We start from the raw sequence: 26,092 nt of genomic DNA on the forward strand, positions 1-26,092 counted from the left end.
AACCCCCGGTCGCCGGCCCCGGGCAACACAAAACCCCGACCGCAACAACGGCCGGGGTCTGTTCAGAATCGGATCTCGGTACTCACGAACCCGTGGGCACGGAGTCAGTCGCCTCCGTCCACAGATCCTGCTCGGCGCGATCCGCCTGGATCTGGCGGTACACGAGGAGCCCGCCGATGGCGGCCAGTGCGACCAGGAGAAGCTTCTTCACCGCGCGACCTCGTCTTTCCTTGACGTAGGGGACCTCTGGCGCCCGACTATACACACCGACCGATACCGATCGGTGACCTGCGTCCCGGCCCTCAACTCCCGTCGCGGACGGCCCAGTAGAAGCGGAGCAGAGACCTCCGATCAGAGGGTGATCACACCTCCACGGACGGTCACTTCAGCCCCTGTCAACCGCATTTCTCCGCTTTTCCTCTTCTATGCACCCATCCGTGTGGTGTTCATCCGAAGATCGACGCGCCACAGGCCCGGGTCCGTGATTTCGCGACGCCCATACACATCATGAGGAAAGTACGCAAATCGACCGACCCGAAAGTGAGGGACCATGGCCCTGAACAAGGTCATGAAGCTGTGGACCGTCGTCATCACCGCCTTCCTCGCGCTGTTCACGGCGCTCGGACTCATCACGACGACCGCCGCCGCTGCCGTACCGCAGACCCAGCCGGCCCGCAACAGCGCCGTCGCACACCCGGAGCCCCTGGCGATGGCCCATGGCCTCTGGTCCTACGTCAGATCCCTGCCTCCCACGATGAAGCAGCGCATCCGGGCCGAGGCCCACGGCAAGACCCCCAGCTGCCGCTCCCGCTCCCTCGCCGACACCGACGCGGCCGCAACCACGGAAGCGGACCCAGCCGAACCGGCTGCAGCGGACTGTGCCTGACGTCGCTACGCACTATTGCAGTACGCGATAAAACGCCTAAACGCATTGAATACGCATCAAAGACTCCGCAAAGACGCACCGAAGACGCATAAAAGAAGCGCTGAAGAAATGACGACGTCGCGCACAGCACCGCACGGAAACACCCGCCCGTACGCCGAAGACCCCCAACCGGAACCGGCTGAAGGTCTTCGTGTCCGGTGGAGCCAGGAGGACGGGCTTCGGACGACGCAGCACACGATGGACACGCCATCCGTGTGCGCCGGCCCCAGCCCCCGCTCAGGCGTTCTCACTGACGCCGTTGGCCCAGCACACAGAACTCGTTGCCTTCAGGGTCCGCCATGACGACCCACGACTGGTCACCCTGACCGATGTCGACACGCTTGGCACCATGAGCTTCAAGGCGAGCCACCTCGGCGGCCTGGTCATCAGGCCTGAAGTCGAGATGCAGCCGACTTTTGACTTTCTTGCTCTCGGCGATCCTGACGAATTCCAGCCCTGGCAGGCGGTCCGGCTCCGGGCGGATCTCGAACTCGTCATCGGACGTGTGAGCCACCACCCAGCCAAGAGCCTCGGCCCACCACTGCCCCAGGGCCGCCGGATCCACCGAGTGAACGATTACCTGTTCCCATTCCAAGGTCATCTGCCGAGTCTAGGCACGCGCGAGGCGGCCTCCGCGACTGATATTCGCCGACGATGACAAGACCCCCAACCAAGATCGGCTGGGGGCCTTCGTGCTGGTGGGGCTGGTCGGTCACAGGCATTGCTCAGCCACGAATCTTCGCCGTTGACCGCAGGGCGGACGTCCGCGATACGGCAGTGACTGGGCTGGTTCGCGTCTGCTGGTGTCAGCTGCTGGTGTCACGCGGCGGGGCGGTCCGGCTCATCGACGGTGCCGAAGCAGGAACCGTGAGAGGGACATCAACCCAGCCGGCGACACCGGGGGCTCACGGACAAGGAGTCGACGCAGGGTGCCCCACGCTCAGAACGTGATCCGTCGGACCGGCCGCTAGTCGACCTCGTACTGGCCGACCTCCAGGAAGTGGCGCAGCGCTTCCGGGGTGTTGTCGTCGAGGGCGGCGCCGGCCGCTGCGCGCAGGGCGTCGCTGATGCCGGGATCGGCGAGGAGCCGGAAAATGGCGACCCTGTCGTCCTCGGCCTGGGCCAGGCGGTAGCCCGTCTCCAGCCAGGCGCGCGTCTGCTGGGGATTGTCGTTGTCGAGAAGCTGGTTGACTTCCGCACGGACGCGCCTGCCGCTGTCCGGGTCGGCGAGAATCCTGGCGAGCGCGACCCGGTCGTCCTCGGCCTGGGCGAGGGGGTAGCCCGTCTCCAGCCAAGCGCGCATCTCCTCCACGGTGCCGCTGTCGAGGAGCGCGTTCGCCTCCCGGATCACGCGCTTGCCGCTGTCGGGGTCGGCGAGGATGCGGGATATCGCCACCCGCAGGTCGTCCGCGCTCATCTCGTCGTAGGGCGAGTCGGCCGTCGCGGCGGTCACAGCGGGGGCGATGGGGGCGGCCATGGACGGCGTAGTGAGTAACAGCGCCGGGGCAAGAGCGCCTGCGGCCACAGCGAGGATCACGCGAGTCGATCTCATGAGGTCGAACCACCTTTGTCGTCTTCAAGGAGTGCGGTGCTGGGATTCTCCCAAAGGGGGTTGAGCCGGCGCAGGGCCTTGATCCGGCAACCTACGCCGTTCCTGCTTGCCGGTGCAGGAACAAGTTGGACGCCACCCCCCGCGCACGCCACCACGGGCCCGCGGTCGGCGGCGCCCCCTCCCGGTGCGGGCCGATCATCGGCTGATGTCTGCCGTAAATGTCAAAGGCCCCCAGGCGTGCTCGCCTGGGGGCCTTCGTGCTGGTGGGGCTAACAGGATTTGAACCTGTGGCCTCATCCTTATCAGGGATGCGCTCTAACCAACTGAGCTATAGCCCCGCCGCGCTCTGCGGGGTGTGTCCCGCGCGCTGACTCCTGAAGATTAGCGCACGACGTGGGCAGTCCCAAAATCGGTTCTCCGAGGACCGCCTCCGCAGGTTTGAGGCAGCGTTACTCGTCCTCCGCCAGCGTCAGCTCGACGCCGCCGACGAAGCCCGCGGAGAGGTTGTAGATGAACGCGCCGAGGGTCGCGAGAGCCGTCGCGAGGACGACGTCGATGACCGCGATGATCGACGTGAACATCAGGACGTTCGGCAGGGAGAGGAACGCCTGGAGGTCGAAGCCGTTCGACTCGTTCGAGCCGGTCGCCTCGGAGATCGTCCCGCCGACCGTCGAGAAGACGCCCATCGCGTCCATGACCATCCACAGCACGGCGGCCGCGACGATCGTGCAGATGCCCAGCGCGATGGAGAGCAGGAAGCTGACCTTCATGACGGACCACGGGTCGGCCTTGGCCACCCGCAGACGTGCCTTGCGGGTACGGGGCATGGTGCGCGCGCCGGTGCGCGGGCGGCGTACGGCACCGGCCGGGGTGGCCTGCGTCGGGTAGGCCTGCGGTGGGTGGTACGGACCGGCCTGCTGCTGCGGCCGGCGTTCCCCCGGCAGCGGAGAGGGCGAAGGCTGGGGCTGCACCGCGGGCTGCGGCTGGGCCGCCGCCGTCGGCGGTGCGGCGGGCGCCGTCGGCCGGGCCGGCGGCTGGGTGTCCGTCACAGGTCCCCCCTGGGATCCATGAGTCTCGGGCGAGCGCGAGTCCGTCGCGGGCGGCTTGATCGCCTTGAGTTGAGTCGTGTGCGTATCTGTTGGCTGCGTTTCTGCCCCACGCGCGGCAGAGCCACGGCCGCCGCCGTCCGCCTCCGAGCCGGGGGAAGACCCCGTAGAGGTTCCGGTCGATCCGGCGCCCGTGGCTCCGCTCACGATGACTCTCTCCTCGTGCTACTCGACCGAGGGTGCCTCACCCTCGTCCGTGCCGATGGTCTCGGCGGCACCTTCGACGGTCTCGTCGTCGGCCACATCGCCGTCGACCTCCTCCGCCTCACGTCCCGCCTCGGCGTTACGTGCGATGCCGACCACGGCATCGCGCTTGCCCAGGTTGATCAGTTGGACGCCCATGGTGTCACGGCCCGTCTCCCTGACCCCGCTGACTCGCGTACGAATCACACCGCCGGACAGCGTGATGGCGAGGATCTCGTCGGTCTCCTCGACCACCAGCGCTCCGACGAGCGATCCGCGGTCCTCCACGATCTTGGCGGCCTTGATACCGAGGCCGCCGCGACCCTGGACGCGGTACTCGTCGACAGGGGTCCGCTTCGCGTACCCGCCGTCCGTAGCAGTGAACACGAACGTACCGGGTCGAACAACATTCATCGAGAGCAGCTCGTCTCCCTCACGGAAGCTCATGCCCTTGACACCCGAGGTCGCACGGCCCATGGGACGCAGGGTGTCGTCCGAGGCGGTGAACCTGATCGACTGCGCCTTCTTGCTGATCAGAAGCAGATCACTGTCGGCCGAGACGAGTTCGGCACCGATCAGTTCGTCGTCAGAACCGTCCTCGCGCTCACGCAGATTGATGGCGATGACGCCACCGGAACGCGGAGAGTCGTAATCCTTCAGTGACGTCTTCTTGACCAGACCCGCCTTCGTGGCGAGCACCAGGTAAGGCGCCGCGTCGTAGTCGCGGATCGCGAGGATCTCGGCAATCGCCTCGTCCGGCTGGAAGGCCAGCAGGTTGGCGACGTGCTGTCCACGCGCGTCACGGCCGGCGTCCGGCAGTTCGTACGCCTTGGCCCGGTAGACGCGGCCCTTGTTGGTGAAGAACAGCAGCCAGTGGTGCGTGGTGGAGACGAAGAAGTGGTCGACGATGTCGTCTTCCTTGAGCTTCGTACCGCGTACACCCTTGCCGCCGCGCTTCTGGGCGCGGTAGTCGACGGTCTTGGTGCGCTTGACGTAACCGCCCCGCGACACCGTGACGACGATGTCCTCCTCGGCGATGAGGTCCTCGATGGACATGTCGCCGTCGTAGGGCACCAGCATGGTCTTGCGGTCGTCACCGTACTTCTCGACGATCGCGGTGAGTTCGGCGCTCACGATGCCGCGCTGGCGGACCGGCGAGGCCAGGATCTCGTTGTACTCGGTGATCTTCGCCTGGAGTTCGTCGTGCTCCTGGACGATCTTCTGGCGCTCCAGGGCGGCGAGGCGGCGCAACTGCATCTCGAGGATGGCGTTGGCCTGGATCTCGTCGATCTCCAGGAGCTCCATCAGGCCCGTGCGCGCGATGTCGACGGTGTCACTGCGCCGGATCAGCGCGATGACGTCGTCGATGGCGTCCAGGGCCTTGAGGAGACCGCGCAGGATGTGCGCCCGCTCCTCGGCCTTGCGCAGCCGGAACTTCGTACGGCGGACGATGACCTCGATCTGGTGCGCCACCCAGTGCCGGATGAACGCGTCGAGCGAGAGGGTGCGGGGGACGCCGTCGACGAGCGCCAGCATGTTGGCGCCGAAGTTCGACTGCAGGTCCGTGTGCTTGTACAGGTTGTTCAGTACGACCTTGGCGACCGCGTCACGCTTCAGAACGATCACGAGCCGCTGGCCCGTACGCGACGACGTCTCGTCTCGGACGTCCGCGATGCCGCCGACCTTGCCGTCCTTCACCAGGTCGGCGATCTTCTGCGCGAGGTTGTCGGGGTTGGTCTGGTACGGCAGTTCCGTGACCACCAGGCACTGGCGGTTCTGGATCTCCTCGACCTCGACGACCGCGCGCATGGTGATCGAGCCGCGACCGGTGCGGTACGCCTCCTCGATGCCCTTGCGTCCGACGACCAGCGCGCCGGTCGGGAAGTCGGGGCCCTTGATGCGCTCGATGAGGGCGTCCAGGAGCTCCTCGTGGGAGGCCTCCGGGTTCTCCAGGTACCACTGGGCGCCGGAAGCGACCTCGCGCAGGTTGTGCGGCGGGATGTTGGTCGCCATGCCGACCGCGATACCGGCCGAGCCGTTGATCAGCAGGTTCGGGAAGCGGGCCGGCAGGACGGTCGGCTCCTGGGAGCGGCCGTCGTAGTTGTCCGTGAAGTCGACGGTCTCCTCGTCGATGTCACGGACCATCTCCATCGACAGCGGCGCGAGCTTGCACTCGGTGTAGCGCATCGCCGCCGCCGGGTCGTTGCCCGGGGAGCCGAAGTTGCCGTTGGAGTCCACCAGCGGCATCCGCATCGACCACGGCTGGGCGAGGCGCACCAGGGCGTCGTAGATCGAGGAGTCGCCGTGGGGGTGGTAGTTGCCCATGACGTCGCCGACCACGCGCGCGCACTTGTAGAAGCCGCGCTCGGGGCGGTAGCCGCCGTCGTACATGGCGTACAGGACGCGGCGGTGGACGGGCTTGAGACCGTCCCGGACGTCCGGCAGCGCACGGGACACGATGACGGACATCGCGTAGTCCAGGTACGAACGCTGCATCTCCGTCTCGAGCCCGACGGGCTCGACACGCTGGGCGATGACGCCGCCCTCTTCAGAGGTGACGGGCGTGTTCTCGTCGGCCATTGCGGGTGAAGATCCTTCCTGGTGCGGTCAGCTGAGACCGACTCAGATGTCGAGGAAGCGGACGTCCTTGGCGTTGCGCTGGATGAACTGGCGGCGGGCCTCCACGTCCTCGCCCATCAGAACGGAGAAGAGGTCGTCCGCCTGGGCGGCGTCGTCGAGGGTGACCTGGCCGAGGACGCGGTGCTCCTGGTCCATGGTCGTGATGCGCAGCTCCTCGGCGTTCATCTCGCCGAGACCCTTGAAGCGCTGGATGGAGTCCTCGCGGATGCGCTTGCCGCGCTGCCGGCCCATCTCGATCAGTGCGTCGCGCTCGCGGTCCGAGTAGGCGTACTCGACGTCGTCCCGGCCCCACTTGATCTTGTACAGCGGGGGACGGGAGAGATACACGTGCCCGGCCTCGACCAGCGGCCGCATGAAGCGGAACAGGAAGGTCAGCAGCAGCGTGGAGATGTGCTGGCCGTCGACGTCGGCGTCCGCCATCAGGATGATCTTGTGATAGCGCAGCTTCTCGATGTCGAAGTCCTCGTGGACCCCGGTACCGAAGGCCGAGATCAGCGCCTGGATCTCCTGGTTCTGCAGGATCTTGTCGATCCGCGCCTTCTCGACGTTCAGGATCTTGCCGCGGATCGGGAGGATCGCCTGGTACTCGGGGTTTCGGCCGGACTTGGCCGAACCGCCGGCGGAGTCACCCTCGACGATGAAGATCTCGCACTTGGTGGGGTCGTTCGACTGGCAGTCGGAGAGCTTGCCCGGCAGGGACGCGGTCTCCAGGAGGCCCTTGCGGCGCGTCAGGTCACGGGCCTTGCGGGCCGCCACGCGCGCGGTGGCCGCCTGGATGCCCTTGCGGATGATGTCCCCGGCCTCGACGGGGTTGCGGTCCAGCCAGTCGGTGAGGTGCTCGTAGACGACCTTCTGGACGAAGGTCTTCACCTCGGTGTTGCCCAGCTTGGTCTTGGTCTGGCCCTCGAACTGCGGCTCGCTCAGCTTCACCGAGATGATCGCGGTCAGACCCTCGCGGATGTCGTCACCCGTGAGGTTGTCGTCCTTCTCACGCAGCAGCTTCTTGTCGCGCGCGTACTTGTTGACGAGGTTCGTCAGCGCCGCGCGGAAGCCTTCCTCGTGCGTGCCGCCCTCGTGCGTGTGGATGATGTTCGCGAAGGAGTAGACGCCCTCGGTGTAGCTGCTGTTCCACTGCATCGCGACCTCGAGGGACAGGAGCTTGTCCTTGTCCTCGGCCTCCAGGTCGATCACGGTGGGGTGCACCACGTCTCCCTTGCGGGAGTTGAGGTACTTCACGAAGTCGACGATGCCGCCCTCGTAGTAGTACTCGACGACCTTGACTTCGTCCTTCTCGTCGGCGCCCGCCTCGTCCGCTCCGGCGGTGGCCTTCGCCGACTCGCGTTCGTCGGTGAGTTTGATCCTCAAACCCTTGTTGAGGAACGCCATCTCCTGGAAGCGGCGGGAGAGCGTCTCGAAGGAGTACTCGGTGGTCTCGAAGATGTCGCCGTCGGCCCAGAAGGTGACCGACGTGCCGTGCTCGTCCGTCGCCTCGTGCTTGGCCAGCGGGGCCGTCGGGACGCCCAGCTTGTAGTCCTGCGTCCAGCGGTAGCCGTCGGTCTTGACCTCGACGGCGACCTTGCTGGACAGGGCGTTCACCACGGAGACGCCCACGCCGTGCAGACCGCCGGAGACCGCGTAGCCGCCGCCGCCGAACTTGCCGCCCGCGTGCAGCACCGTCAGCACGACCTCGACGGCCGGCTTGCCCTCGGAGGGGACGATGCCCACCGGGATGCCTCGGCCGTTGTCGATGACGCGCACGCCGCCGTCGGCCAGGATCGTCACGTCGATGGTGTCCGCGTGACCGGCCAGCGCCTCGTCCACGGAGTTGTCGACGACCTCCTGCACCAGGTGGTGCAGGCCGCGCTCGCCGGTCGAGCCGATGTACATACCGGGTCGCTTGCGGACCGCGTCCAGACCCTCGAGGACGGTGATGGCGCTGGCGTCGTACGAGGCGGTTACCTCGCCGTTCGACGAGGTCGCCTCGGCGTCGGTGGACGGGATGTTCTCGTTGGGGTTGCCGGAATCGGCCACGAAGCGCCCTTTCTGGCACAGCACGAGCCAGGCTCGTCGGCGGGTTGCCGGAGCGGCTGCGGCATGTTGCGTTGGTAAGCCTTGATCAGCGTTGCTCAGCGTTTCCCGGGCGGTCCCCACGTTTGGGGCGGGATTCGCTTCCAGTCTACCGGTAGCGCCGACAGTGATGGGGGTTTGCCGGTACCTGAGTCCTCATGTGCCGCCCTCAACCGGCGTCTTCCGGGTCCCCATATACGGAGCGGGGCTCCAAGAGGCTCACGCAGGCGCTCAGCGCTTCGAGCTGTCAACCCATGGCTACTTGGGAGTCAGGTCGGAATTCGCCACCGCGTACGGGGCTACGACAAAGGCGCCGCCGATGCCTCGATGGCACCGCCGACGCCCTTGATGTGATGTCCATCACCCGTAGGTGTCACCGGGTCCCGTACTGCCGGGAGCGCGCAGCGGACCGTAGCGACGAGGGGGGCCGCCGGGGCCGTTCACCTTGATCAACTTCACGGCGCCGTGCCCGAGATCCTCGTTGAGACGGGCCACCAGCTGGGGCGCGAGCAGCCGCAGGTTCGTCGCCCACGCGGTCGAGTCGCAGCGCACCACCAGGACCCGCTCGTCCTCGTCGTACTTCTCCGGCTCGCAGTGCTTGGCCACGTCCTCGCCCACGATCTGCGGCCAGCGCCCCATCACCCCGCCGACCGCGGCGGGAGTCTCCCAACCACGCTCGGTGATCAGGCGGTTGATCGCCGCCCCGAACGCCATGGGATCGCGTCCGTCGGCGCGCGCCCCGGAGCGAAGCCCGCCACCGCGCCGGGCCTGGCGCTTCTGCTGCGCCGCGTCCCCACGCGCGCGTGCCTGCTCCTTCGCGGCCCTGAGCGCCACGCGCGCGAGGTCGACGCCGGACGGCTCGGCGGGCTTGGGAATCTCGGCGGGGGGCTGTTCGTCGGTCATACGCGCTCCACCGTCCCCTCGGACACGGTGTACCGCGTCCCCGTCAGCACGTGCGGCACGTCGTCGTCGACCGCCGCCGTCACCAGAACCTGCTCACCGGGCGCGACGAGCTCGGCCAGGCGCTCACGGCGACGGGTGTCCAGCTCGGCGAACACGTCGTCGAGGATCAGCACGGGTTCGTTGCCCTCGGCCCTGAGCAGGTCGTACGACGCGAGGCGCAGCGCCAGCGCGTACGACCAAGACTCGCCGTGCGAGGCGTATCCCTTGGCGGGCAGCTGACCGAGTTTGAGAAGCAGATCGTCCCGATGCGGTCCCACGAGGGTCACACCCCGCTCGATCTCCTGCTTGCGCGCCTCCGCGAGCGCGGCCATCAACTGCTCGTAGAGATCCTCACGCGTGTGTGCCTCGCCCGGCGCGGACGGCTTGTACTCCAGGGCCACCGGGCCGCCGCCGGGCGCCAGTTGCTCGTACGCCTTGTCGGCCAGCGGCTGGAGCGCGGCGATCAGATCGAGCCGCTGGGCGAGCAACTCGGCACCCACGCGCGCGAGGTGCTGATCCCACACGTCGAGGGTCGACAGGTCCATCGAGCGACCGCCGTGCCTCCTCGCGAGCGCTGCCGACTTCAGCAGGGTGTTGCGCTGCTTGAGGACGCGCTCGTAGTCCGAGCGGACGCCGGCCATGCGCGGGGAGCGGGCGGTGATCAGCTCGTCCAGGAAGCGGCGCCGCTCGCCCGGGTCGCCCTTCACCAGCGCGAGATCCTCCGGCGCGAACAGCACGGTCCGCACGATCCCGAGCACATCACGCGGCCTGACCTGCGAGGACCTGTTGATCCGGGCACGGTTCGCCTTGCCGGGGTTGAGCTCCAGCTCGACCAGCTGCTGCCGCTCGCCCTGTCTGACCTGCGCCCGGACGATCGCGCGGTCGGCGCCCATCCGGACCAGGGGGGCGTCGGAGGCGACCCGGTGGCTGCCGAGGGTGGCGAGGTAGCCGATCGCCTCGACCAGGTTCGTCTTGCCCTGCCCGTTGGGGCCCACGAACGCGGTGACGCCCGGGTCGAGCGGGACTTCGACCCGGGCGTACGAGCGGAAGTCGGCCAGCGACAGGTGCGTGACGTGCATGGTCGGTCGCCGACCTCCCCCAGGTTGTGGACTACGGACTTGTGGATCGCTCCGCAGCCCTGTGGATTACTTCGTCTCGACCGCGTGGCCGCCGAACTGGTTGCGCAGCGCCGCGATCATCTTCATCTGCGGCGCGTCGTCCTGACGGGACGCGAACCGCGCGAACAGCGACGCGGTGATCGCCGGCAGCGGCACCGCGTGGTCTATGGCGGCTTCCACGGTCCACCGGCCCTCGCCGGAGTCCTGTGCGAAACCGCGCAGCTTGTCCAGGTGCTCGTCCTCGTCGAGGGCGTTGACCGCGAGGTCGAGGAGCCAGGAACGGATGACCGTGCCCTCCTGCCAGGAGCGGAAGACCTCCCGGACGTCGGTCACCGAGTCGACCTTCTCCAGGAGCTCCCAGCCCTCGGCGTAGGCCTGCATCATCGCGTACTCGATGCCGTTGTGGACCATCTTCGCGAAGTGGCCGGCGCCGACCTTGCCGGCGTGCACCGCACCGGCGTCGCCCTTGGGCTTGAGGGCGTCGAAGACCGGCTGCACCTTGGCGACGTTCTCCGCGTCACCGCCGTACATCAGCGCGTAGCCGTTCTCTAGGCCCCACACACCACCGGAGACGCCGCAGTCGACGAAGCCGATGCCCTTGGCGGCCAGCTCCCCGGCGTGCTTCTCGTCGTCCGTCCAGCGGGAGTTCCCGCCGTCCACCACCACGTCACCGGGCTCCAGGAGCTCGGCCAGCTCGTCGACGGTCGCCTGGGTCGGCGCGCCGGCCGGGACCATCACCCACACGACCCGCGGTCCCTGCAACGCGTCCACAAGCTCCTTCAGGCTGTGGACATCGGCGAGGTCCGGGTTGCGGTCGTATCCGATCACGGTGTGGCCTGCGCGGCGTATCCGCTCGCGCATGTTGCCGCCCATCTTGCCGAGGCCGATGAGACCGAGCTCCATCAGTGGTTCCTTAGGTTGCTGTGGCGTGAGAGCACTCTCGTACCCACGTACGAGCCTAAACCCGGACGCTCACGCACACCTGTGGGCATACGCGCTCAAACGTATGCCCCCACCTGGGGCTTTGACTCAGCCGCTGAGGCGCACCGGCATACTGCGATCTTGTGGGGGACGACCCCCACACCCCCAGCAGCCGTCCAGCCCAAGCCGGTCGGCATGGTCACCCGCTCAGCCGCACCGGCATGATCAGGTACTTGTAGGCCTCGTCCGCTTCGGCGTCCAGAGCCGGCTTGCCGCTCAGCAGCGCGGGCTTGGTGGACGTCGTGAAGGACAGCTGGGCCACCGGGGAGTCGATGGCGCTCAGGCCGTCCAGCAGGAAGGTCGGGTTGAAGGCGATCGAGACGTCGTCGCCCTCCAGCTGTGCGTCCACCCTTTCCACAGCCTGTGCGTCGTCGCTGGAGCCGGCCTCCAGGATCAGCACTCCCTGCTCGAAGCTCAGCCGCACCGGGGTGTTTCGCTCAGCGACCAGGGCCACACGCTTGACGGCCTCCACGAAGGGGGCGGTCTCGATCACGGCGATGGAGTTGAACTCCGTCGGGAACAGCGAGCGGTACTTCGGCAGGTCGCCTTCGAGCAGACGCGTGGTCGTACGGCGGCCCGCGCCCTCGAAGCCGATCAGCCCCTCGCCCGCGCCCGAACCGGACAGCGCGAGGATGACGCTGTCGCCGCTCGTGAGCGCCTTGGCGGTGTCCAGGAGCGTCTTGGCGGGCACCAGGGCGACCGCGGACGCCTCGGGGTTCTCCGGCTTCCACAGGAACTCGCGGACGGCGAAGCGGTAGCGGTCGGTGGACGCCAGCGTGACGGTGTCGCCCTCGATCTCGATGCGCACACCGGTCAGGACGGGAAGCGTGTCGTCACGCCCCGCGGCGATGGCCACCTGGGCGGCGGCGGAGGCGAAGACCTCACCGGGGACGGTGCCGGTCGCGCTCGGCATCTGCGGCAGCGCCGGGTACTCCTCCACAGGCAGGGTGTGGAGTGTGAATCGCGAGGAGCCACAGACCACCGTGGCCCGTACACCGTCTGTGGAAATCTCCACCGGACGGTTGGGAAGGGCGCGGCAGATGTCGGCGAGCAGACGGCCGGAGACCAGCACCGTGCCCGTCTCCTCGACCTCGGCCTCCACCGACACCCGCGCGGAGACCTCGTAGTCGAAGCTGGACAGGCTCAGCTGGCCTTCCTCGGCCTTCAGGAGAAGGCCGGCGAGGACAGGCGCCGGCGGACGGGCCGGGAGGCTGCGCGCCGCCCAGGCCACTGCCTCCGCGAGTACGTCGCGTTCCACCCGGATCTTCACTGTTGCCGCCTCCTGCTGTTGCCGGCGCTGCTCGGCCTGCCTGGCTTCGTCGTCTGTCTCGGTGTCGTCGGTCCCTGTGCCGGGAAGGACACCGGGGAACAGTCTGACGCACCCCACTGACAGTAGGTGCCTATCGGGGTCAAGTCGTGACGAGGGGCAGTCGGGAGCCGGACAGCGAGTTGTGCACAGGCCCCACTTCGAAACGGATTCCCAGCTCTCTCTAGTTGGGAGTAGTAGTAGGGGCTGTGGATACCGTGGATAACCCCGTTTTCCCAGCTCAGAGGGCAAATTTTGTCCACTGGCCCTGTGGGCGGAGGCGGTGGACAACTTGCCGTATCTGTGGAGAACAGAAAGTTCTGCACACTCCGTGCACAGCCTGAGGTGAGTTCTCCCCAGGGCCGTCCCCAGCTTTACCCACGTTTCCCACAGCCCAACCCGGCACCTTCGTGTGACGCCTTTCACTCGACCCGGTGATCAGGCGCGTCGCGTTGCCGAACAGTGGACAGGCATGTGGAGAACTCGCTGATCGCTGGGGACAACCGACCCCGGCCTGTGGGTTGGCGGTGGACAACTCGGTGCACAGCCTGTGGATCTTCTCGTTGTCCACAGTCTGTGGAGATCGTTCGTCCACGAATCCACAGCCACCTGACCTGGTGTGATGGTCCTTCGGCAGGGAGCCTGTGGACCGTGTTCTGGACAACTTCGCAGTCCCCAGGATGTGGACGGGAGAAAGTCACCGGATCTGTGGAGAGAGGCCGTAACCCGGCGGGGAATCGAACAGCCGGCTACGGCGGCATGAAGAAGGGCGCCTCCGGGATCTCGTCCCAGCGGCGCCCTTCAGCGTCGAAACCGTCGTAACTCTGCCTCGGTCAGCCGTTCTTGATGCGGTTCGTCAGCTCGGTGACCTGGTTGTAGATGGAGCGCCGCTCGGCCATCAGATTGCGGATCTTGCGGTCGGCGTGCATGACCGTGGTGTGGTCGCGGCCGCCGAACAGCGCGCCGATCTTCGGCAGCGACAGATCCGTCAGCTCGCGGCACAGGTACATGGCGATCTGGCGGGCCGTGACGAGCGCCCGCCCGCGCGAGGTGCCGCACAGGTCCTCGACGGTCAGGCCGAAGTAGTCCGCCGTGGCGCTCATGATGGCCGTGGAGGTGATCTCCGGGGCCGAGTCCTCGCCGCCGGGGATCAGGTCCTTGAGGACGATCTCGGTCAGGCCCAGATCGACCGGCTGCCGGTTGAGCGACGCGAACGCCGTCACCCGGATCAGCGCGCCCTCCAGCTCGCGGATGTTGCGCGAGATCCGGGAGGCGATGAACTCCAGGACCTCGGGTGGGGCGTTGAGCTGCTCCTGCACCGCCTTCTTGCGCAGGATCGCGATCCGCGTCTCCAGCTCGGGCGGCTGGACGTCGGTGATCAGACCCCATTCGAAACGGTTCCGCAGCCGGTCCTCCAGTGTCACCAGCTGCTTGGGCGGCCGGTCGCTGGACAGGACGATCTGCTTGTTCGCGTTGTGGAGCGTGTTGAAGGTGTGGAAGAACTCCTCCTGCGTCGACTCCTTGTCCGCGAGGAACTGGATGTCGTCGACGAGCAGGATGTCCATCTCGCGGTAGCGCTTGCGGAAGCTGTCGCCCTTGCCGTCGCGGATGGAGTTGATGAACTCGTTGGTGAACTCCTCCGAGCTCACGTACCGCACGCGCGTGCCGGGATACAGGCTGCGCGCGTAGTGCCCGATCGCGTGCAGCAGGTGGGTCTTGCCGAGTCCCGACTCCCCGTAGATGAAGAGGGGGTTGTAGGCCTTGGCGGGCGCCTCGGCGACCGCCACCGCGGCCGCGTGGGCGAAGCGGTTGGAGGCGCCGATGACGAAGGTGTCAAAGAGGTACTTAGGGTTCAGCCGCGCGGTGGGCTCACCGGGGCCGGTCGCCGGCGCGGGCTGCGCGGCGAGCGGACCGGGAGCGCCGGTGGTGGGCAGGCTGGAGCCGACCGGGCCGCCGCGATGCACGTGTCCGGAGCCGGGCGGGGGATCGGGCAGGTCCCGGCGGGTGTCGCGCTGGCTGTAGTCGGACCGGGGCTGGTCGTAGTCGGAACGCGGTTTGTCGTAGTCCGGCCGCTCGTCGTAGTCGCGGCGCGGACTGTCGTAGGACGGGCGCTCCACATGCTGCGGGCGGTAGTCCTGCGACGGGGGGCCGTACGACTCCTGCGGATACGGCTCCTGCGACGGCGACGCGTACGGGTCGCGCTCCGGGAAGCCGAGCCGCTGTTGCTGCCAGCTGTACTCGTCCTGTGGCGGCCGCGGCCAGGCGCCGGGCTCGGGGCGCTGGTACTCCGAGGGGTAGGTGGGGCGGGCGGTCGGGAGCTGGTCGGGGCGGGGCGCGTGATCGCCCTGCCCGGGGCGCTGCTCGCCGCGGTTGGGACGGGAGTCGTCGGCGCGGTGACGGCCGTAGCCCTCGTACTGGTTGTCGTACTGGCCGGAGGGAAGCTCCGGCTCCTCGTAGCGCGACTGGGGCCGGGGGGCGGGAGGCGCGGGCGGTGCCTGGGGCTCGCCCGCGGAGTCGTCGACCGTGATCGCGATACGGATCGGACGACCGCACTCGCGGCTCAGCGTCTCGCTGACCGCAGGGGCCAGCCGGCCCTCCAGTACGCCTTTCGCAAATTCGTTCGGTACGGCGAGCAGAGCGGTGTCGGCGACCAGCGCCAGCGGCTGGCAGCGCCGGATCCAGTGCTCGTCCTTCGCCTCCACACCCTGGACGCGGCCCTCGCCGAGAAGCTGCTCGAGTACGCGTGGCCACACTGCGGCAAGATCGGCAGGTACGTCAGCCACAGGGCACGCTCTCTCGCGGGTCCCACGAACGTGTGGTTGTGGGACGAGTTGGGATTCAAATGGGGTGGAGCCGAAACAGAGGGGTCAACGGAACGAATCGGAGTTCAGCCACGGTAGTCAGGGCGACGGGTGCGGTTCAAGTTGTTGTCCCCAGCCTGTGGATAGTGTCTCCTGGTGACCACTGGTTTGACCGGATGGCGCAGCCGCGCGTACCGTAACCAGGTCGAGTTGTCGATGGCTGCTGCCGCCTGCCTCCGATGGGCACAGATCGCTTCGGGTGATCGGGAAGCGGTGCACTCGGGCGTTACTGCGAGCTACTCGTGGGCGCACGGTGACAGCCAGGACGGCACCCGCAACCACCGATTTATTTCTGGAGCCCCCGAGTGAGCAAGCGCACCTTCCAGCCGAACAACCGTCGTCGTGCGAAGACCCACGGCTTCCGTCTGCGGATGCGTACCCGTGCCGGGCGCGCGATTCTGGCGAACCGCCGCAGCAAGGGTCGCGCCAGCCTGTCCGCCTGATCCCGGTCAGGTCATGCCGTCGTGCTGCCCACCGAGAACCGGCTGAGGCGGCGCGAGGACTTCGCGACCGCAGTACGACGAGGGCGCCGGGCCGGACGCCCGTCCCTCGTCGTCCATTTTCGTAGCGGTGCCACGGACCCGCACGCGCCTGGGGAGAGCGCTCCCCCGACGCGTGCGGGTTTCGTCGTGAGCAAGGCCGTGGGCGGCGCGGTCGTACGCAACAAGGTGAAGCGCAGACTGCGTCATCTGATGCGCGACAGGGTCGCTCTGTTTCCCCCCGGTAGCCTGGTAGTCGTACGAGCGCTGCCCGAGGCGGGCGACGCCGATCACGAACAGCTGGCCCGAGACCTGGATGCCGCCGTTCAGCGGCTGCTGGGAGGGGGCGCACGATGAAGTACCCGTTGCTGGCGCTGATCAAGCTGTACCAGTGGACCATCAGCCCGCTGCTGGGGCCGGTGTGCAAGTACTACCCGTCGTGCTCCCACTACGGCTACCAGGCCATCGACCGGCACGGTGCGATCAAGGGAACGGCACTCACCGCCTGGCGCATCCTGCGGTGCAATCCGTGGTCGCTGGGCGGTGTGGACCATGTCCCGCCGCGCAAGCGTCCGCGGTGGCACGAAATGCTGCGTAACGCCTGGCGTGCACGTAGGGGCGGGCCCTCCGCCGCCTCGGCCACCGAGGGACAGACTCCTTCGAGCCCGGCCGCAGAGACTCCGTCCCATGCCCAAGGAGCATGATTAGTGGACACGATTGCCAGTCTTTTCAGCTTCATCACGACACCCGTCTCCTGGGTCATCGTCCAGTTCCACACGGTGTACGGCAAGATCTTCGGCCCTGACACCGGGTGGGCCTGGGGCCTGTCGATCGTGTCCCTCGTGATCCTGATCCGTATCTGCCTGATCCCGCTCTTCGTGAAGCAGATCAAGTCGACGCGGGCCATGCAGACGCTCCAGCCCGAGATGAAGAAGATCCAGGAGCGCTACAAGAACGACAAACAGCGTCAGTCCGAAGAGATGATGAAGCTGTACAAGGAGACGGGCACCAACCCGCTCTCCTCGTGCCTTCCCATCCTGGCGCAGTCCCCGTTCTTCTTCGCCCTGTATCACGTGCTCAACGGCATCGCGACGGGCGACACCATCGGTGTCATCAACGACTCGCTGCTGGCCAGCGCCCGTAAGGCACACATCTTCGGCGCCCCGCTCGCCGCGAAGTTCAAGGACGGCTCCGCCACCGTCCAGGCTCTGGGCGCCACGGTCACCGATGTGCGGGTCGTCACTGCGGTCATGATCGTCATGATGTCGGCGTCGCAGTTCTACACGCAGCGCCAGCTGATGACGAAGAACGTCGACACCACGGTCAAGACGCCGTTCATGCAGCAGCAGAAGATGCTGATGTACGTCTTCCCGCTCATGTTCGCCGTCTTCGGCATCAACTTCCCGGTCGGTGTCCTCGTCTACTGGCTGACCACCAACGTGTGGACCATGGGCCAGCAGATGTACGTCATCCGCAACAACCCGACGCCGGGTTCCAAGGCCCAGGCCGCCTACCTGGAGCGCCTCACCCACCACGTCACGAACCACGGCAAGGCCCGCAAGCGCAGCGAGCGCACCATCATCAAGGCGATCGTCGCCAAGGGCCGCGACCGCAACGAGTTCGAGCGCAAGTTCATCAACGGTCTGAACAAGGCCGGCCTGGCGGCCCAGGCCGACGGCTCCGTGATCCAGAGTGAGGCCCAGGCCGCGGTCCAGACCGAGGACGGCACGTCGACCAGCGCGGCAGCCCCCAAGCGTCAGCAGCCCAAGCGGCAGAGCAAGTCCCAGCGGCAGTCGGGCGGTGCGGCGGCCACGGGTGGTAAGGCGGCCGGTGACGCCTCGTCGTCGGAGCCGATCTCGCTGAGCAAGTCCGACGAGCCCGAGGACGCCAAGCCCGCCGCACCCGTCAAGAAGCAGCCCGGCGGCGGTACCCGCAGCAAGGCCCAGTCCGGACAGCGCAAGGGTCCGCAGCGGCCCAAGTCCCCGTCCAAGAAGTAAGAAGGAGTCCATCCCGTGACGGAAGGCACCACCTCCGCCGCTGCCGACGGTGCAGACACCCTGACCCGCCTCGAGCAGGAGGGCGAGATCGCGGCGGACTATCTCGAGGGTCTGCTCGACATCGCCGATCTCGACGGCGACATCGACATGGACGTCGAGGCCGACCGCGCCGCTGTCTCGATCATCAGCGACGCGGGCGGCCGCGACCTGCAGAAGCTGGTCGGCCGGGACGGCGAGGTGCTGGAAGCCCTACAGGAGCTCACCCGCCTGGCCGTGCACCGGGAGACCGGGGACCGCAGTCGGCTGATGCTGGACATCGGCGGTTACCGGGCCAAGAAGCGCGCCGAGCTCTCCGAGCTGGGTGCCAAGGCCGCCGCCGAGGTCAAGAACACCGGCGAATCCGTGAAGCTCGCGCCCATGACGCCGTTCGAGCGCAAGGTCGTGCACGACGCGGTCAAGGCCGCCGGCCTGCGCAGCGAGTCCGAGGGCGAGGAGCCGCAGCGCTTCGTCGTCGTGCTTCCCGCCTGATCGGCCCGTACGTTCCTCCGGCCCCGTCTGTCTGTAGAGCAGGCGGGGCCGAACCTTGTCAGCCTGATAGTTCTGGTTGTCGGCGCACGTGCGCTGATGCGGTACGGAAGGACGGTTCCCCGTGACGGAGGCAGCGGAGCTCCCGCCTGCGCCTGAGCAGGCGCGTGAGGTGTTCGGCGATCGCTTCGACGACGCGGTTCGCTACGCGGAGCTGCTCGCCGAGGCGGGGGTGCAGCGCGGTCTCATCGGCCCGCGTGAAGTGCCCCGCCTCTGGGAGCGGCATCTGCTGAACTGCGCGGTGCTCTCGGAGGTGGTTCCCGAGGGCGTGACGGTCTGCGACGTCGGCTCCGGTGCCGGTCTGCCCGGCATCCCCCTGGCCCTCGTACGCGAGGATCTGAAGATCACGCTGCTGGAACCGTTGCTGCGCCGCACCACCTTCCTGACCGAGGTCGTGGAGCTGCTGGGCCTGGACCATGTGACGGTCGTGCGTGGCCGTGCCGAGGAGGTCATGGGCAAGCTGACCCCCGTGCATGTGGTGACAGCGAGGGCCGTGGCTCCGCTCGACCGACTGGCGACGTGGGGCGTCCCGCTGCTGCGTCCCTACGGCGAGATGCTCGCGCTGAAGGGCGACACCGCGGAAGAGGAGCTCAAGGCGGCAGGTACGGCCCTGAGCAAGCTCGGCGCCGTGGAGACCTCCATCCTGCATGTGGGTGAGGGTGTGGTCGACCCGTTGTCCACGGTGGTGAGGGTCGAGGTCGGGGAGAGTCCCGGCGGTGTGCGTTTCGCGGCCAAGCGCGCCAAGGCGGCCCGTACCGGCCGCACTCGTCGACGTCGCTGATCCCACCTGACGGCGAGACGTACTCCACACAAGCTGCCGAACCTCTACATGCCGGAGTGTCGCGGCAGAACGGGCACGATCGCCCTGCATCGTGTTTCACGTGAAACGTCGCTCACTGCTGCACGGCATCATCAGCCGGGGCCGCGCCGCGGCCGAACCCCGGGACCGAAAGCCTCTTGGGTCACTCGGAGAGGTAACGGAGTTGTCCACAGAGGTGGATTTCTCCACAGAACAACAGGCCTCACTGGTTCACGACCCCGATGGCATGGGAGGCTCTGTTCATTGCGAGCCTGAAGTCGAGGAGAGTGAATCCTTGCGGTCCGACGCCAACATCGCGGGACCGATGACCGATCCGGTCCCCGGTCCCCGAACCGAGTCGATGGGGGAGGATGTTTCACGTGAAACACCGCCCCCGATGGACGACACTCCGATCGGTCGTGCTGCCCAACTTGCGGTAGAGGCTTTGGGCCGTGCCGGCGAGGGCCTGCCACGGCCCGAGCAGACCCGGATCATGGTCGTCGCCAACCAGAAGGGCGGGGTGGGCAAGACGACGACGACCGTCAACCTTGCCGCTTCGCTAGCTCTGCACGGCGGCCGAGTCCTGGTGATCGACCTCGACCCCCAGGGCAACGCTTCCACCGCGCTGGGCATAGACCATCACGCCGAAGTCCCGTCGATCTACGACGTCCTGGTCGAGAGCAGGCCGCTGGCCGAGGTGGTCCAGCCGGTCCCTGATGTCGAAGGGCTCTTCTGCGCCCCCGCCACGATCGATCTCGCCGGTGCGGAGATCGAGCTGGTGTCCCTGGTGGCACGTGAGAGCCGACTGCAACGGGCGATCCAGGCGTACGAGCAGCCGTTGGACTACATCCTCATCGACTGCCCGCCCTCACTTGGCCTGTTGACGGTCAACGCGCTGGTGGCTGGTGCGGAGGTCCTCATCCCGATCCAGTGCGAGTACTACGCGCTGGAGGGCCTGGGCCAGCTGCTGCGTAACGTCGACCTGGTGCGGGGTCACCTCAATCCCACCTTGCACGTATCGACGATCCTGCTCACCATGTACGACGGCCGGACGCGCCTTGCGTCCCAGGTCGCGGACGAGGTGCGCACCCACTTCGGCGACGAGGTGCTACGGACGAGCATTCCTCGCTCGGTCCGTATCTCCGAGGCGCCGAGCTATGGACAGACGGTGCTGACCTACGATCCCGGATCGAGCGGTGCCCTGTCCTATCTTGAGGCGGCGCGAGAGATCGCGTTGAAGGGAGTCGGCGTCAGCTATGACCCGACTCAGGCGCACATCGGCGCACAGAGCAACCCGAGCATGGTGGAGGGGATCCAGTGAGCGAGCGACGGAGGGGTTTGGGCCGTGGGCTCGGCGCATTGATCCCCGCTGCCCCGACAGAGAAGACGCCGACCCCGGCGGCGATGGGGGGCGCGGGTTCCGCCTCCCCGACGGCTCTCCCGGTGCTGACGACCGACCGCGGGGTGGCCGCGGCGAAGGTGGCTACGCTGCCGCCTGTTTCACATGAAACCGAGGAGTCGTCACTCAACGGCTACGCGGAGGCGCCCGCGCCTCCCATGGGCGCCCACTTCGCGGAGCTCCCTCTCGACTCCATCACGCCGAACCCGCGCCAGCCGCGTGAGGTCTTCGACGAGGACGCCCTTCAGGAACTGGTCACCTCCATCCAGGAGGTCGGCCTCCTCCAGCCGGTCGTCGTGCGGCAGTTGGGTCCCGCCCGCTACGAGCTCATCATGGGCGAGCGGCGCTGGCGGGCATGCCGTGAGGCGGGCCTGGAGGCGATCCCGGCGATCGTGCGGGCCACGGACGACGACAAGCTTCTCCTGGACGCCCTCCTGGAGAACCTGCACCGTGCTCAGCTGAACCCGCTGGAAGAGGCAGCCGCCTACGACCAGTTGTTGAAGGACTTCAACTGCACGCACGACCAGTTGGCGGACCGTATCGGGCGGTCCCGCCCGCAGGTCTCCAACACACTGCGTCTGCTGAAGCTCTCCCCTGCGGTCCAGCGCCGGGTGGCTGCCGGAGTTCTCTCCGCCGGACATGCCCGGGCGCTGCTCTCCGTCGATGACTCGGAGGAGCAGGACCGGTTGGCGCACCGGATCGTGGCCGAGGGGCTCTCGGTGCGTGCAGTGGAGGAGATCGTGACCCTCATGGGGTCGCGGCCGCAGACCGCTCAACGCTCCAAGGGGCCACGTGCCGGCGCCCGCGTCTCCCCGGCCCTGACCGACCTGGCGACCCGTCTCTCGGACCGCTTCGAGACACGGGTGAAGGTCGACCTGGGACAGAAGAAGGGCAAGATCACGGTCGAGTTCGCCTCGATGGAGGACCTCGAGCGCATCCTCAGCTCCCTCGCCCCGGGTGAAGGACCGGTTCTGCAGAAGAGCCTGCTGGATGACGACACCGAGGAGACGGACGCCTGAGCCTGCCATCGCGGCACCGCCCGGGCGAGGCATGAAGAGCGGGTCGTGTCCGGTGTGTACCGGACACGACCCGCTCTTTGCTTTCAGGCGGTATCGATGGAATCGCTGTGTGGATACGATGCGAATGGGTGCGGCACATCCACCCGGCAGTACCTCTGAGGAGAGGCAGGGGCCATGCGAACGATGAGCCGAAGCGGACTGGTGAGCGCGGGCCTGGGACTGGGGGCGGTCGGCGGATTCGTCGGCAGCCTGCTCAGGGAACGGAGCGCTCTGACGGCAGCCCGCGACGCGGCGGGCGAAGGAAGCGAGGATCAGCCTTCATGGGGCGTCGGCTCGTACCGCTCACGCTGGACAACCTCCCGGACCTCCCCCGGCGTTGCCGCTCGTGCGTCTTCTGGGAGTTGGACCCCGTCAGCGGAGAAGCCGCGGTAAAGGCGGGAACACCCGCTCTGGAGAAGGAAGCCTGGATCTCCGCCGTCCTCCTCGACTGGGGATCGTGCGGTCGAGTCGTCTACGTCGACGACGTACCGGTCGGCTTCGTCCTCTACGCCCCTCCCGCGTACGTTCCCCGCTCGACGGCGTTTCCCACGAGCCCTGTCTCTCCGGACGCTGTCCAGTTGATGACCTCGTTCATCATGCCGGGCTATCAGGGACAGGGACTGGGCCGGGTGATGGTGCAGACGGTCGCCAAGGATCTGCTGCAGCGGGGCTTCAAGGCCATCGAGGCCTTCGGCGACGCTCGCTGGAAAGAGCCCGCCTGCCTGCTTCCCGCGGACCATCTCCTCGCCGTGGGCTTCAAGACGGTCAGGCACCATCCCGCGTATCCGAGACTGAGGCTGGAACTGCGCACCACGCTCTCGTGGAAGGAAGACGTGGAGATGGCACTGGACCGGCTTCTGGGGGCGGTACAGAAGGAACCAGCGCTGCGCCCCCTGTAATGCGATGGGGCCGGCCCTTTCGGGCCGGCCCCATCGTGTTTCACGTGAAACATCACTCGGCGATGAAGTCCTCGAGGTCGCGGACGATCGCGGCCTTCGGCTTGGCACCGACGATGGTCTTGGCGACCTCGCCACCCTGGTACACGTTCAGCGTCGGGATGGACATGACGCCGTACTTGGCGGCCGTACCCGGATTCTCGTCGATGTTGAGCTTGACGATCTCGATCTTGTCGCCGTATTCGGCGGCGATCGCCTCGAGGGACGGCGCGATCTGACGGCACGGACCGCACCAGGCGGCCCAGAAGTCCACCAGAACGGGCTTGTCGCTCTTCAGGACGTCCTGCTCGAAGGAATCGTCGGTCACATTCTTCAGGGTGCCGGCCACGGCGGGCTCCTTAACTGGGTTGGTGCGGTGGGGCGGGATGGGGGTCAGACAGCGGTCTTCTCGGGCTCGGCCTTCTCCTCGTCCGCGAGGGCGGCGAGGAAGCGCTCGGCGTCGAGAGCGGCGGAGCATCCGGTGCCGGCCGCGGTGATTGCCTGGCGGTAGGTGTGGTCGACCACGTCACCGGCGCCGAAGACACCGGTCAGGTTGGTGCGGGTCGAAGGTGCTTCCACCTTCAGGTAGCCCTCGCCGTCCAGCTCGAGCTGGCCCTTGAACAGCTCGGTGCGCGGGTCGTGGCCGATCGCGATGAACAGGCCGGTGACCGCCAGGTCCGAGAGCTCGCCGGTCTTGAGGTTGCGCAGCTTCAGGCCCGAGAGCTTCGGGTCGCCCTGGATCTCGGCGACCTCGCTGTCCCACACGAACTTGATCTTCGGGTCGGCGAAGGCGCGCTCCTGCATCGCCTTGGAGGCGCGCAGGGTGTCACGACGGTGGACGATCGTCACGGACTTGGCGAAGCGGGAGAGGAAGGTCGCCTCCTCCATCGCGGTATCACCACCGCCGATCACGGCGATGTCCTGGTCCTTGAAGAAGAAGCCGTCACAGGTGGCGCACCACGAGACACCCCGCCCGGAGAGAGCGTCCTCGTTCGGGAGGCCGAGCTTGCGGTGCTGCGAGCCGGTGGTGACGATCACTGCCTTCGCCCGGTGCACTGTGCCCGAGGTGTCGGTGACGGTCTTGATCTCGCCGGTCAGGTCGACGTTGACGATGTCGTCAGGGACGAGTTCGGCACCGAAGCGCTCGGCCTGGGCGCGCATGTTGTCCATGAGCTCGGGGCCCATGATGCCGTCCTGGAAGCCGGGGAAGTTCTCCACCTCGGTGGTGTTCATCAGCGCGCCGCCGGCGGTGACGGCGCCCTCGAACACCAGCGGCTTCAGCGACGCGCGCGCGGTGTAGAGCGCCGCCGTGTAGCCGGCGGGCCCGGAGCCGATGATGATCACGTTACGGACGTCGCTCACGGCTTGGTTCCTCGTCTCTGGACTGCGTCGTCGGACCTGTGGAGCCCACTCAGAACTCTCACCCCACCCAACGGATCCTAAGGGGCGCGCATTCCCGGTGTGTCCGGGCACACGGAGAGGCCACATCGTACGGATTACCACGCAGGAACGAGACGAAGCGTGAGCGCTCAGGAGCGTGTGTAGGACTGCTTCAGCAGAAGCTTCGCGGTGCCCGTCGGTGCGTTCTTCACGCAGGACGCATCCATGACGTAGGCGGTGACCCGGGTGCTGTCAGAAGGGTCTCGCAGCACGACGAGAAGCGCGTCCGTGCCCTTGTAGACGCCCTCCTCGGTCGCGAGCGGCGAGTCACTGCTGTGGATGCCCTTCTGGATGCACTGGGGAACCGCGGGAGTCATGAAAATGTGGGGATCTCCGGAGTCCGGGATGTTATTTGCACCCATGCTGGTGTGCGGAGCCCGAGACCCGCCGCTGCTCGCACTCTTCTTCTCGGTGAGAAGTTCCGAGACCTGCTCCTCAAGCCCGCTCGCGGAGAAGGTGTCGGCGGAGGTGGTCGCCTGTCCGTGTGCCGCGCCGGTCGGCTTGCCGCCGTCCAACGCTGACAGCAGAACGGAGCCGAATCCCAGTGCGGCGACCGTGAAGACGGCACCGAGGACGGCAACCTTGCGGCGTCCGTTCCTCTTGCGGTCCTTGCGGCCGGGGCCGGTGGTGGCAGTACGGGCATGTCCCGTGGGGCGGGCGACGGTGGTCGATGTTTCACGTGAAACATGCGTCGTCTCGACCGGCGCCGGTGCGTTCACAACCTCGGGAGCGGTTGCCTGCAGGAGAGCTTCCGCAGCGAGGGCGGCGTCGATCCGGCCGGCGACGTCGGCCGGCATCTGTGGTGGGCCCGGCAGTGTGCCGAGCAGTCCGCGGATCTCCTCCAGCGACGCGTGCACGTCCGCACAGAGTTCGCACTCGTCCAGATGGCGACGTACATCTGCCGTCCTGGAGGCGGGGAGGAGGCCTTCGGTGAGGTCGGAGATCTCCGCGACGTCCGGGTGCCCGGCTGTGTCTGTCGTGGAACTCACGCTCGCCCACCTCCGCCCTTCACTGCAGCTGAATCGCTTGATCCCGAATCCGGCGGGCCTTCCGACGGAGGTCCCGCTGCGGGTGGGACGGATGTCCCCTGCGTCCGGTTCCGTCCAGCGCCCGCTTCTCTGCCGTCTCCGGCTCTTTCCGGCCGCAGATGAGTGAGAAGGGGGAGCAGTCTGGCTCTGCCTCGCGCGCAGCGGCTCTTCACCGTCCCCGTCGGCACGTCGAGCATCCGAGCGGCTTCGGCGACCGGGTAGCCCTGCATGTCCACCAGGACGAGGGCGGCCCGCTGGTCGGGCGGGAGCGTGCCGAGGGCCTCCAGGAGCTGGCGGTGGAGGTCGTTGCGCTCTGCGGGCGCCGCAGCGGACTCGTGCGGCTCGAGGAGCTGCTCCAGGCGCTCGGTGTCGTCCACAGGAGACGTCTTGCGGGAGGCCACCTTTCTGGCCCGGTCAAGGCAGGCGTTGACCGTGATCCGGTGCAGCCAGGTCGTGACCGCGGACTGGCCCCGGAACGTGTGCGCGGCCCGGTAGGCGGACACAAGGGCGTCCTGAACGGCGTCAGCGGCTTCCTCGCGGTCTCCGAGCGTGCGGAGGGCGACGGCCCAGAGCCGGTCGCGGTGCCGCCGCACGAGCTCACCGAAGGCGTCGGGGTCGCCGTCTACGTGAAGGGCCAGGAGGTCCTGATCGCTGGTGTCGCCGTACGCGGTGTCATCTGCCATCGGACCCC

The 26,092-nt window shown here is 67.5% G+C and carries 25 protein-coding genes and 1 tRNA gene; 10 read left to right on the plus strand and 16 right to left on the minus strand.

All coding sequences use genetic code 11. From position 1 onward, the window contains the following. Positions 1–82 precede the first annotated feature (82 nt). Entirely contained in the window at positions 83–211 is a 129-nt protein-coding gene (locus BFN33_RS49610; protein ID WP_003999697.1) for a DLW-39 family protein, read from the minus strand. Between the two features lie 339 nt (positions 212–550). Here BFN33_RS49610 and BFN33_RS09990 point away from each other — a divergent pair, with 339 nt between their 5' ends. After that, positions 551–886, plus strand: a complete 336-nt coding sequence (locus BFN33_RS09990) for a DUF6344 domain-containing protein (RefSeq protein WP_069759527.1) — start codon at positions 551–553, stop codon at positions 884–886. Between the two features lie 286 nt (positions 887–1,172). Here the strand turns inward: BFN33_RS09990 and BFN33_RS09995 are convergent, their stop codons facing one another. The 11 genes from BFN33_RS09995 to dnaA form a co-directional block, all read right to left on the minus strand. Further along, positions 1,173–1,526 carry a VOC family protein gene (locus tag BFN33_RS09995; protein ID WP_069759528.1) on the minus strand — a complete coding sequence of 118 codons (354 nt, stop codon included), beginning with the start codon at positions 1,524–1,526 and terminating at the stop codon, positions 1,173–1,175. Between the two features lie 366 nt (positions 1,527–1,892). Beyond that, positions 1,893–2,477, minus strand: coding sequence for an ALF repeat-containing protein (locus tag BFN33_RS10000; RefSeq protein WP_069759529.1), 585 nt, complete (start codon positions 2,475–2,477; stop codon positions 1,893–1,895). A 261-nt stretch (positions 2,478–2,738) separates the two neighbouring features. Continuing rightward, positions 2,739–2,815, minus strand: a tRNA-Ile gene (locus BFN33_RS10005). A gap of 111 nt (positions 2,816–2,926) precedes the next feature. Then, entirely contained in the window at positions 2,927–3,730 is an 804-nt protein-coding gene (locus BFN33_RS10010; RefSeq protein WP_069759530.1) for a DUF3566 domain-containing protein, read from the minus strand. A gap of 18 nt (positions 3,731–3,748) precedes the next feature. After that, a complete protein-coding gene (gene gyrA / locus BFN33_RS10015; RefSeq protein ID WP_069759531.1) occupies positions 3,749–6,346 on the minus strand; it encodes a DNA gyrase subunit A in 2,598 nt (865 codons plus the stop codon). Between the two features lie 42 nt (positions 6,347–6,388). Next, positions 6,389–8,461, minus strand: coding sequence for a DNA topoisomerase (ATP-hydrolyzing) subunit B (gene gyrB / locus BFN33_RS10020; RefSeq protein ID WP_069759532.1), 2,073 nt, complete (start codon positions 8,459–8,461; stop codon positions 6,389–6,391). A 372-nt stretch (positions 8,462–8,833) separates the two neighbouring features. Next, the gene (locus BFN33_RS10025; RefSeq protein ID WP_069759533.1) at positions 8,834–9,376 is read right to left on the minus strand and encodes a DUF721 domain-containing protein; all 543 of its coding nucleotides are present in this window, start codon (positions 9,374–9,376) and stop codon (positions 8,834–8,836) included. Then, entirely contained in the window at positions 9,373–10,494 is a 1,122-nt protein-coding gene (recF, locus tag BFN33_RS10030; RefSeq protein ID WP_069759534.1) for a DNA replication/repair protein RecF, read from the minus strand. The genes BFN33_RS10025 and recF overlap by 4 nt, the downstream gene beginning before the upstream one ends. A gap of 66 nt (positions 10,495–10,560) precedes the next feature. Continuing rightward, positions 10,561–11,436, minus strand: coding sequence for a phosphogluconate dehydrogenase (NAD(+)-dependent, decarboxylating) (gene gnd, locus BFN33_RS10035; protein WP_069759535.1), 876 nt, complete (start codon positions 11,434–11,436; stop codon positions 10,561–10,563). Between the two features lie 217 nt (positions 11,437–11,653). Then, the gene (dnaN, locus tag BFN33_RS10040; RefSeq protein WP_062041034.1) at positions 11,654–12,784 is read right to left on the minus strand and encodes a DNA polymerase III subunit beta; all 1,131 of its coding nucleotides are present in this window, start codon (positions 12,782–12,784) and stop codon (positions 11,654–11,656) included. Between the two features lie 869 nt (positions 12,785–13,653). After that, positions 13,654–15,603, minus strand: coding sequence for a chromosomal replication initiator protein DnaA (gene dnaA, locus BFN33_RS10045; RefSeq protein ID WP_069759536.1), 1,950 nt, complete (start codon positions 15,601–15,603; stop codon positions 13,654–13,656). Positions 15,604–15,986: 383 nt separating this feature from the next. On the opposite strand from dnaA, the gene rpmH reads away from it, so the two are divergent. The 9 genes from rpmH to BFN33_RS10090 all read left to right on the plus strand — a co-directional run bounded on the left by rpmH (position 15,987) and on the right by BFN33_RS10090 (position 22,897). Beyond that, on the plus strand, positions 15,987–16,124 hold the full coding sequence (gene rpmH, locus BFN33_RS10050; RefSeq protein WP_005482975.1) for a 50S ribosomal protein L34: 138 nt from the start codon (positions 15,987–15,989) through the stop codon (positions 16,122–16,124). A gap of 21 nt (positions 16,125–16,145) precedes the next feature. Next, positions 16,146–16,517: a ribonuclease P protein component gene (rnpA, locus tag BFN33_RS49620; RefSeq protein ID WP_059208182.1), complete on the plus strand. Its 372-nt coding sequence runs from the start codon at positions 16,146–16,148 to the stop codon at positions 16,515–16,517. Further along, positions 16,514–16,864 carry a membrane protein insertion efficiency factor YidD gene (yidD, locus tag BFN33_RS10060; protein ID WP_037707204.1) on the plus strand — a complete coding sequence of 117 codons (351 nt, stop codon included), beginning with the start codon at positions 16,514–16,516 and terminating at the stop codon, positions 16,862–16,864. Before rnpA ends, yidD begins: the two co-directional genes overlap by 4 nt. Before the next feature lie 3 nt (positions 16,865–16,867). After that, a complete protein-coding gene (gene yidC, locus BFN33_RS10065) occupies positions 16,868–18,157 on the plus strand; it encodes a membrane protein insertase YidC (RefSeq protein ID WP_069759537.1) in 1,290 nt (429 codons plus the stop codon). 15 nt (positions 18,158–18,172) lie between these two features. Continuing rightward, complete coding sequence (locus tag BFN33_RS10070; RefSeq protein ID WP_069759538.1) at positions 18,173–18,685, plus strand: R3H domain-containing nucleic acid-binding protein; 513 nt, start codon at positions 18,173–18,175, stop codon at positions 18,683–18,685. 121 nt (positions 18,686–18,806) lie between these two features. After that, a complete protein-coding gene (rsmG, locus tag BFN33_RS10075) occupies positions 18,807–19,523 on the plus strand; it encodes a 16S rRNA (guanine(527)-N(7))-methyltransferase RsmG (protein ID WP_069759539.1) in 717 nt (238 codons plus the stop codon). 265 nt (positions 19,524–19,788) lie between these two features. After that, complete coding sequence (locus tag BFN33_RS10080; protein WP_078935937.1) at positions 19,789–20,862, plus strand: ParA family protein; 1,074 nt, start codon at positions 19,789–19,791, stop codon at positions 20,860–20,862. Beyond that, positions 20,859–21,959 (plus strand): ParB/RepB/Spo0J family partition protein, encoded by a 1,101-nt coding sequence (locus tag BFN33_RS10085; protein WP_069759540.1) that lies wholly within the window; start codon positions 20,859–20,861, stop codon positions 21,957–21,959. Before BFN33_RS10080 ends, BFN33_RS10085 begins: the two co-directional genes overlap by 4 nt. Before the next feature lie 320 nt (positions 21,960–22,279). After that, complete coding sequence (locus BFN33_RS10090; protein WP_069759541.1) at positions 22,280–22,897, plus strand: GNAT family N-acetyltransferase; 618 nt, start codon at positions 22,280–22,282, stop codon at positions 22,895–22,897. A 52-nt stretch (positions 22,898–22,949) separates the two neighbouring features. Here the strand turns inward: BFN33_RS10090 and trxA are convergent, their stop codons facing one another. From trxA to sigM, 4 genes are all read right to left on the minus strand, one after another. Further along, the gene (trxA, locus tag BFN33_RS10095; protein ID WP_007383275.1) at positions 22,950–23,282 is read right to left on the minus strand and encodes a thioredoxin; all 333 of its coding nucleotides are present in this window, start codon (positions 23,280–23,282) and stop codon (positions 22,950–22,952) included. Positions 23,283–23,326: 44 nt separating this feature from the next. After that, positions 23,327–24,295: a thioredoxin-disulfide reductase gene (trxB, locus tag BFN33_RS10100; RefSeq protein ID WP_069759542.1), complete on the minus strand. Its 969-nt coding sequence runs from the start codon at positions 24,293–24,295 to the stop codon at positions 23,327–23,329. Positions 24,296–24,462: 167 nt separating this feature from the next. Continuing rightward, positions 24,463–25,362, minus strand: a complete 900-nt coding sequence (locus BFN33_RS10105; RefSeq protein ID WP_069759543.1) for an anti-sigma factor — start codon at positions 25,360–25,362, stop codon at positions 24,463–24,465. Next, positions 25,359–26,084 carry an RNA polymerase sigma factor SigM gene (gene sigM, locus BFN33_RS10110; RefSeq protein WP_069759544.1) on the minus strand — a complete coding sequence of 242 codons (726 nt, stop codon included), beginning with the start codon at positions 26,082–26,084 and terminating at the stop codon, positions 25,359–25,361. Before sigM ends, BFN33_RS10105 begins: the two co-directional genes overlap by 4 nt. Between the last annotated feature and the right edge of the window lie 8 nt (positions 26,085–26,092).

Origin of the sequence: Streptomyces sp. LUP47B (assembly GCF_001746295.1) — a bacterium.
Classification (GTDB): Bacteria; Actinomycetota; Actinomycetes; order Streptomycetales; family Streptomycetaceae; genus Streptomyces.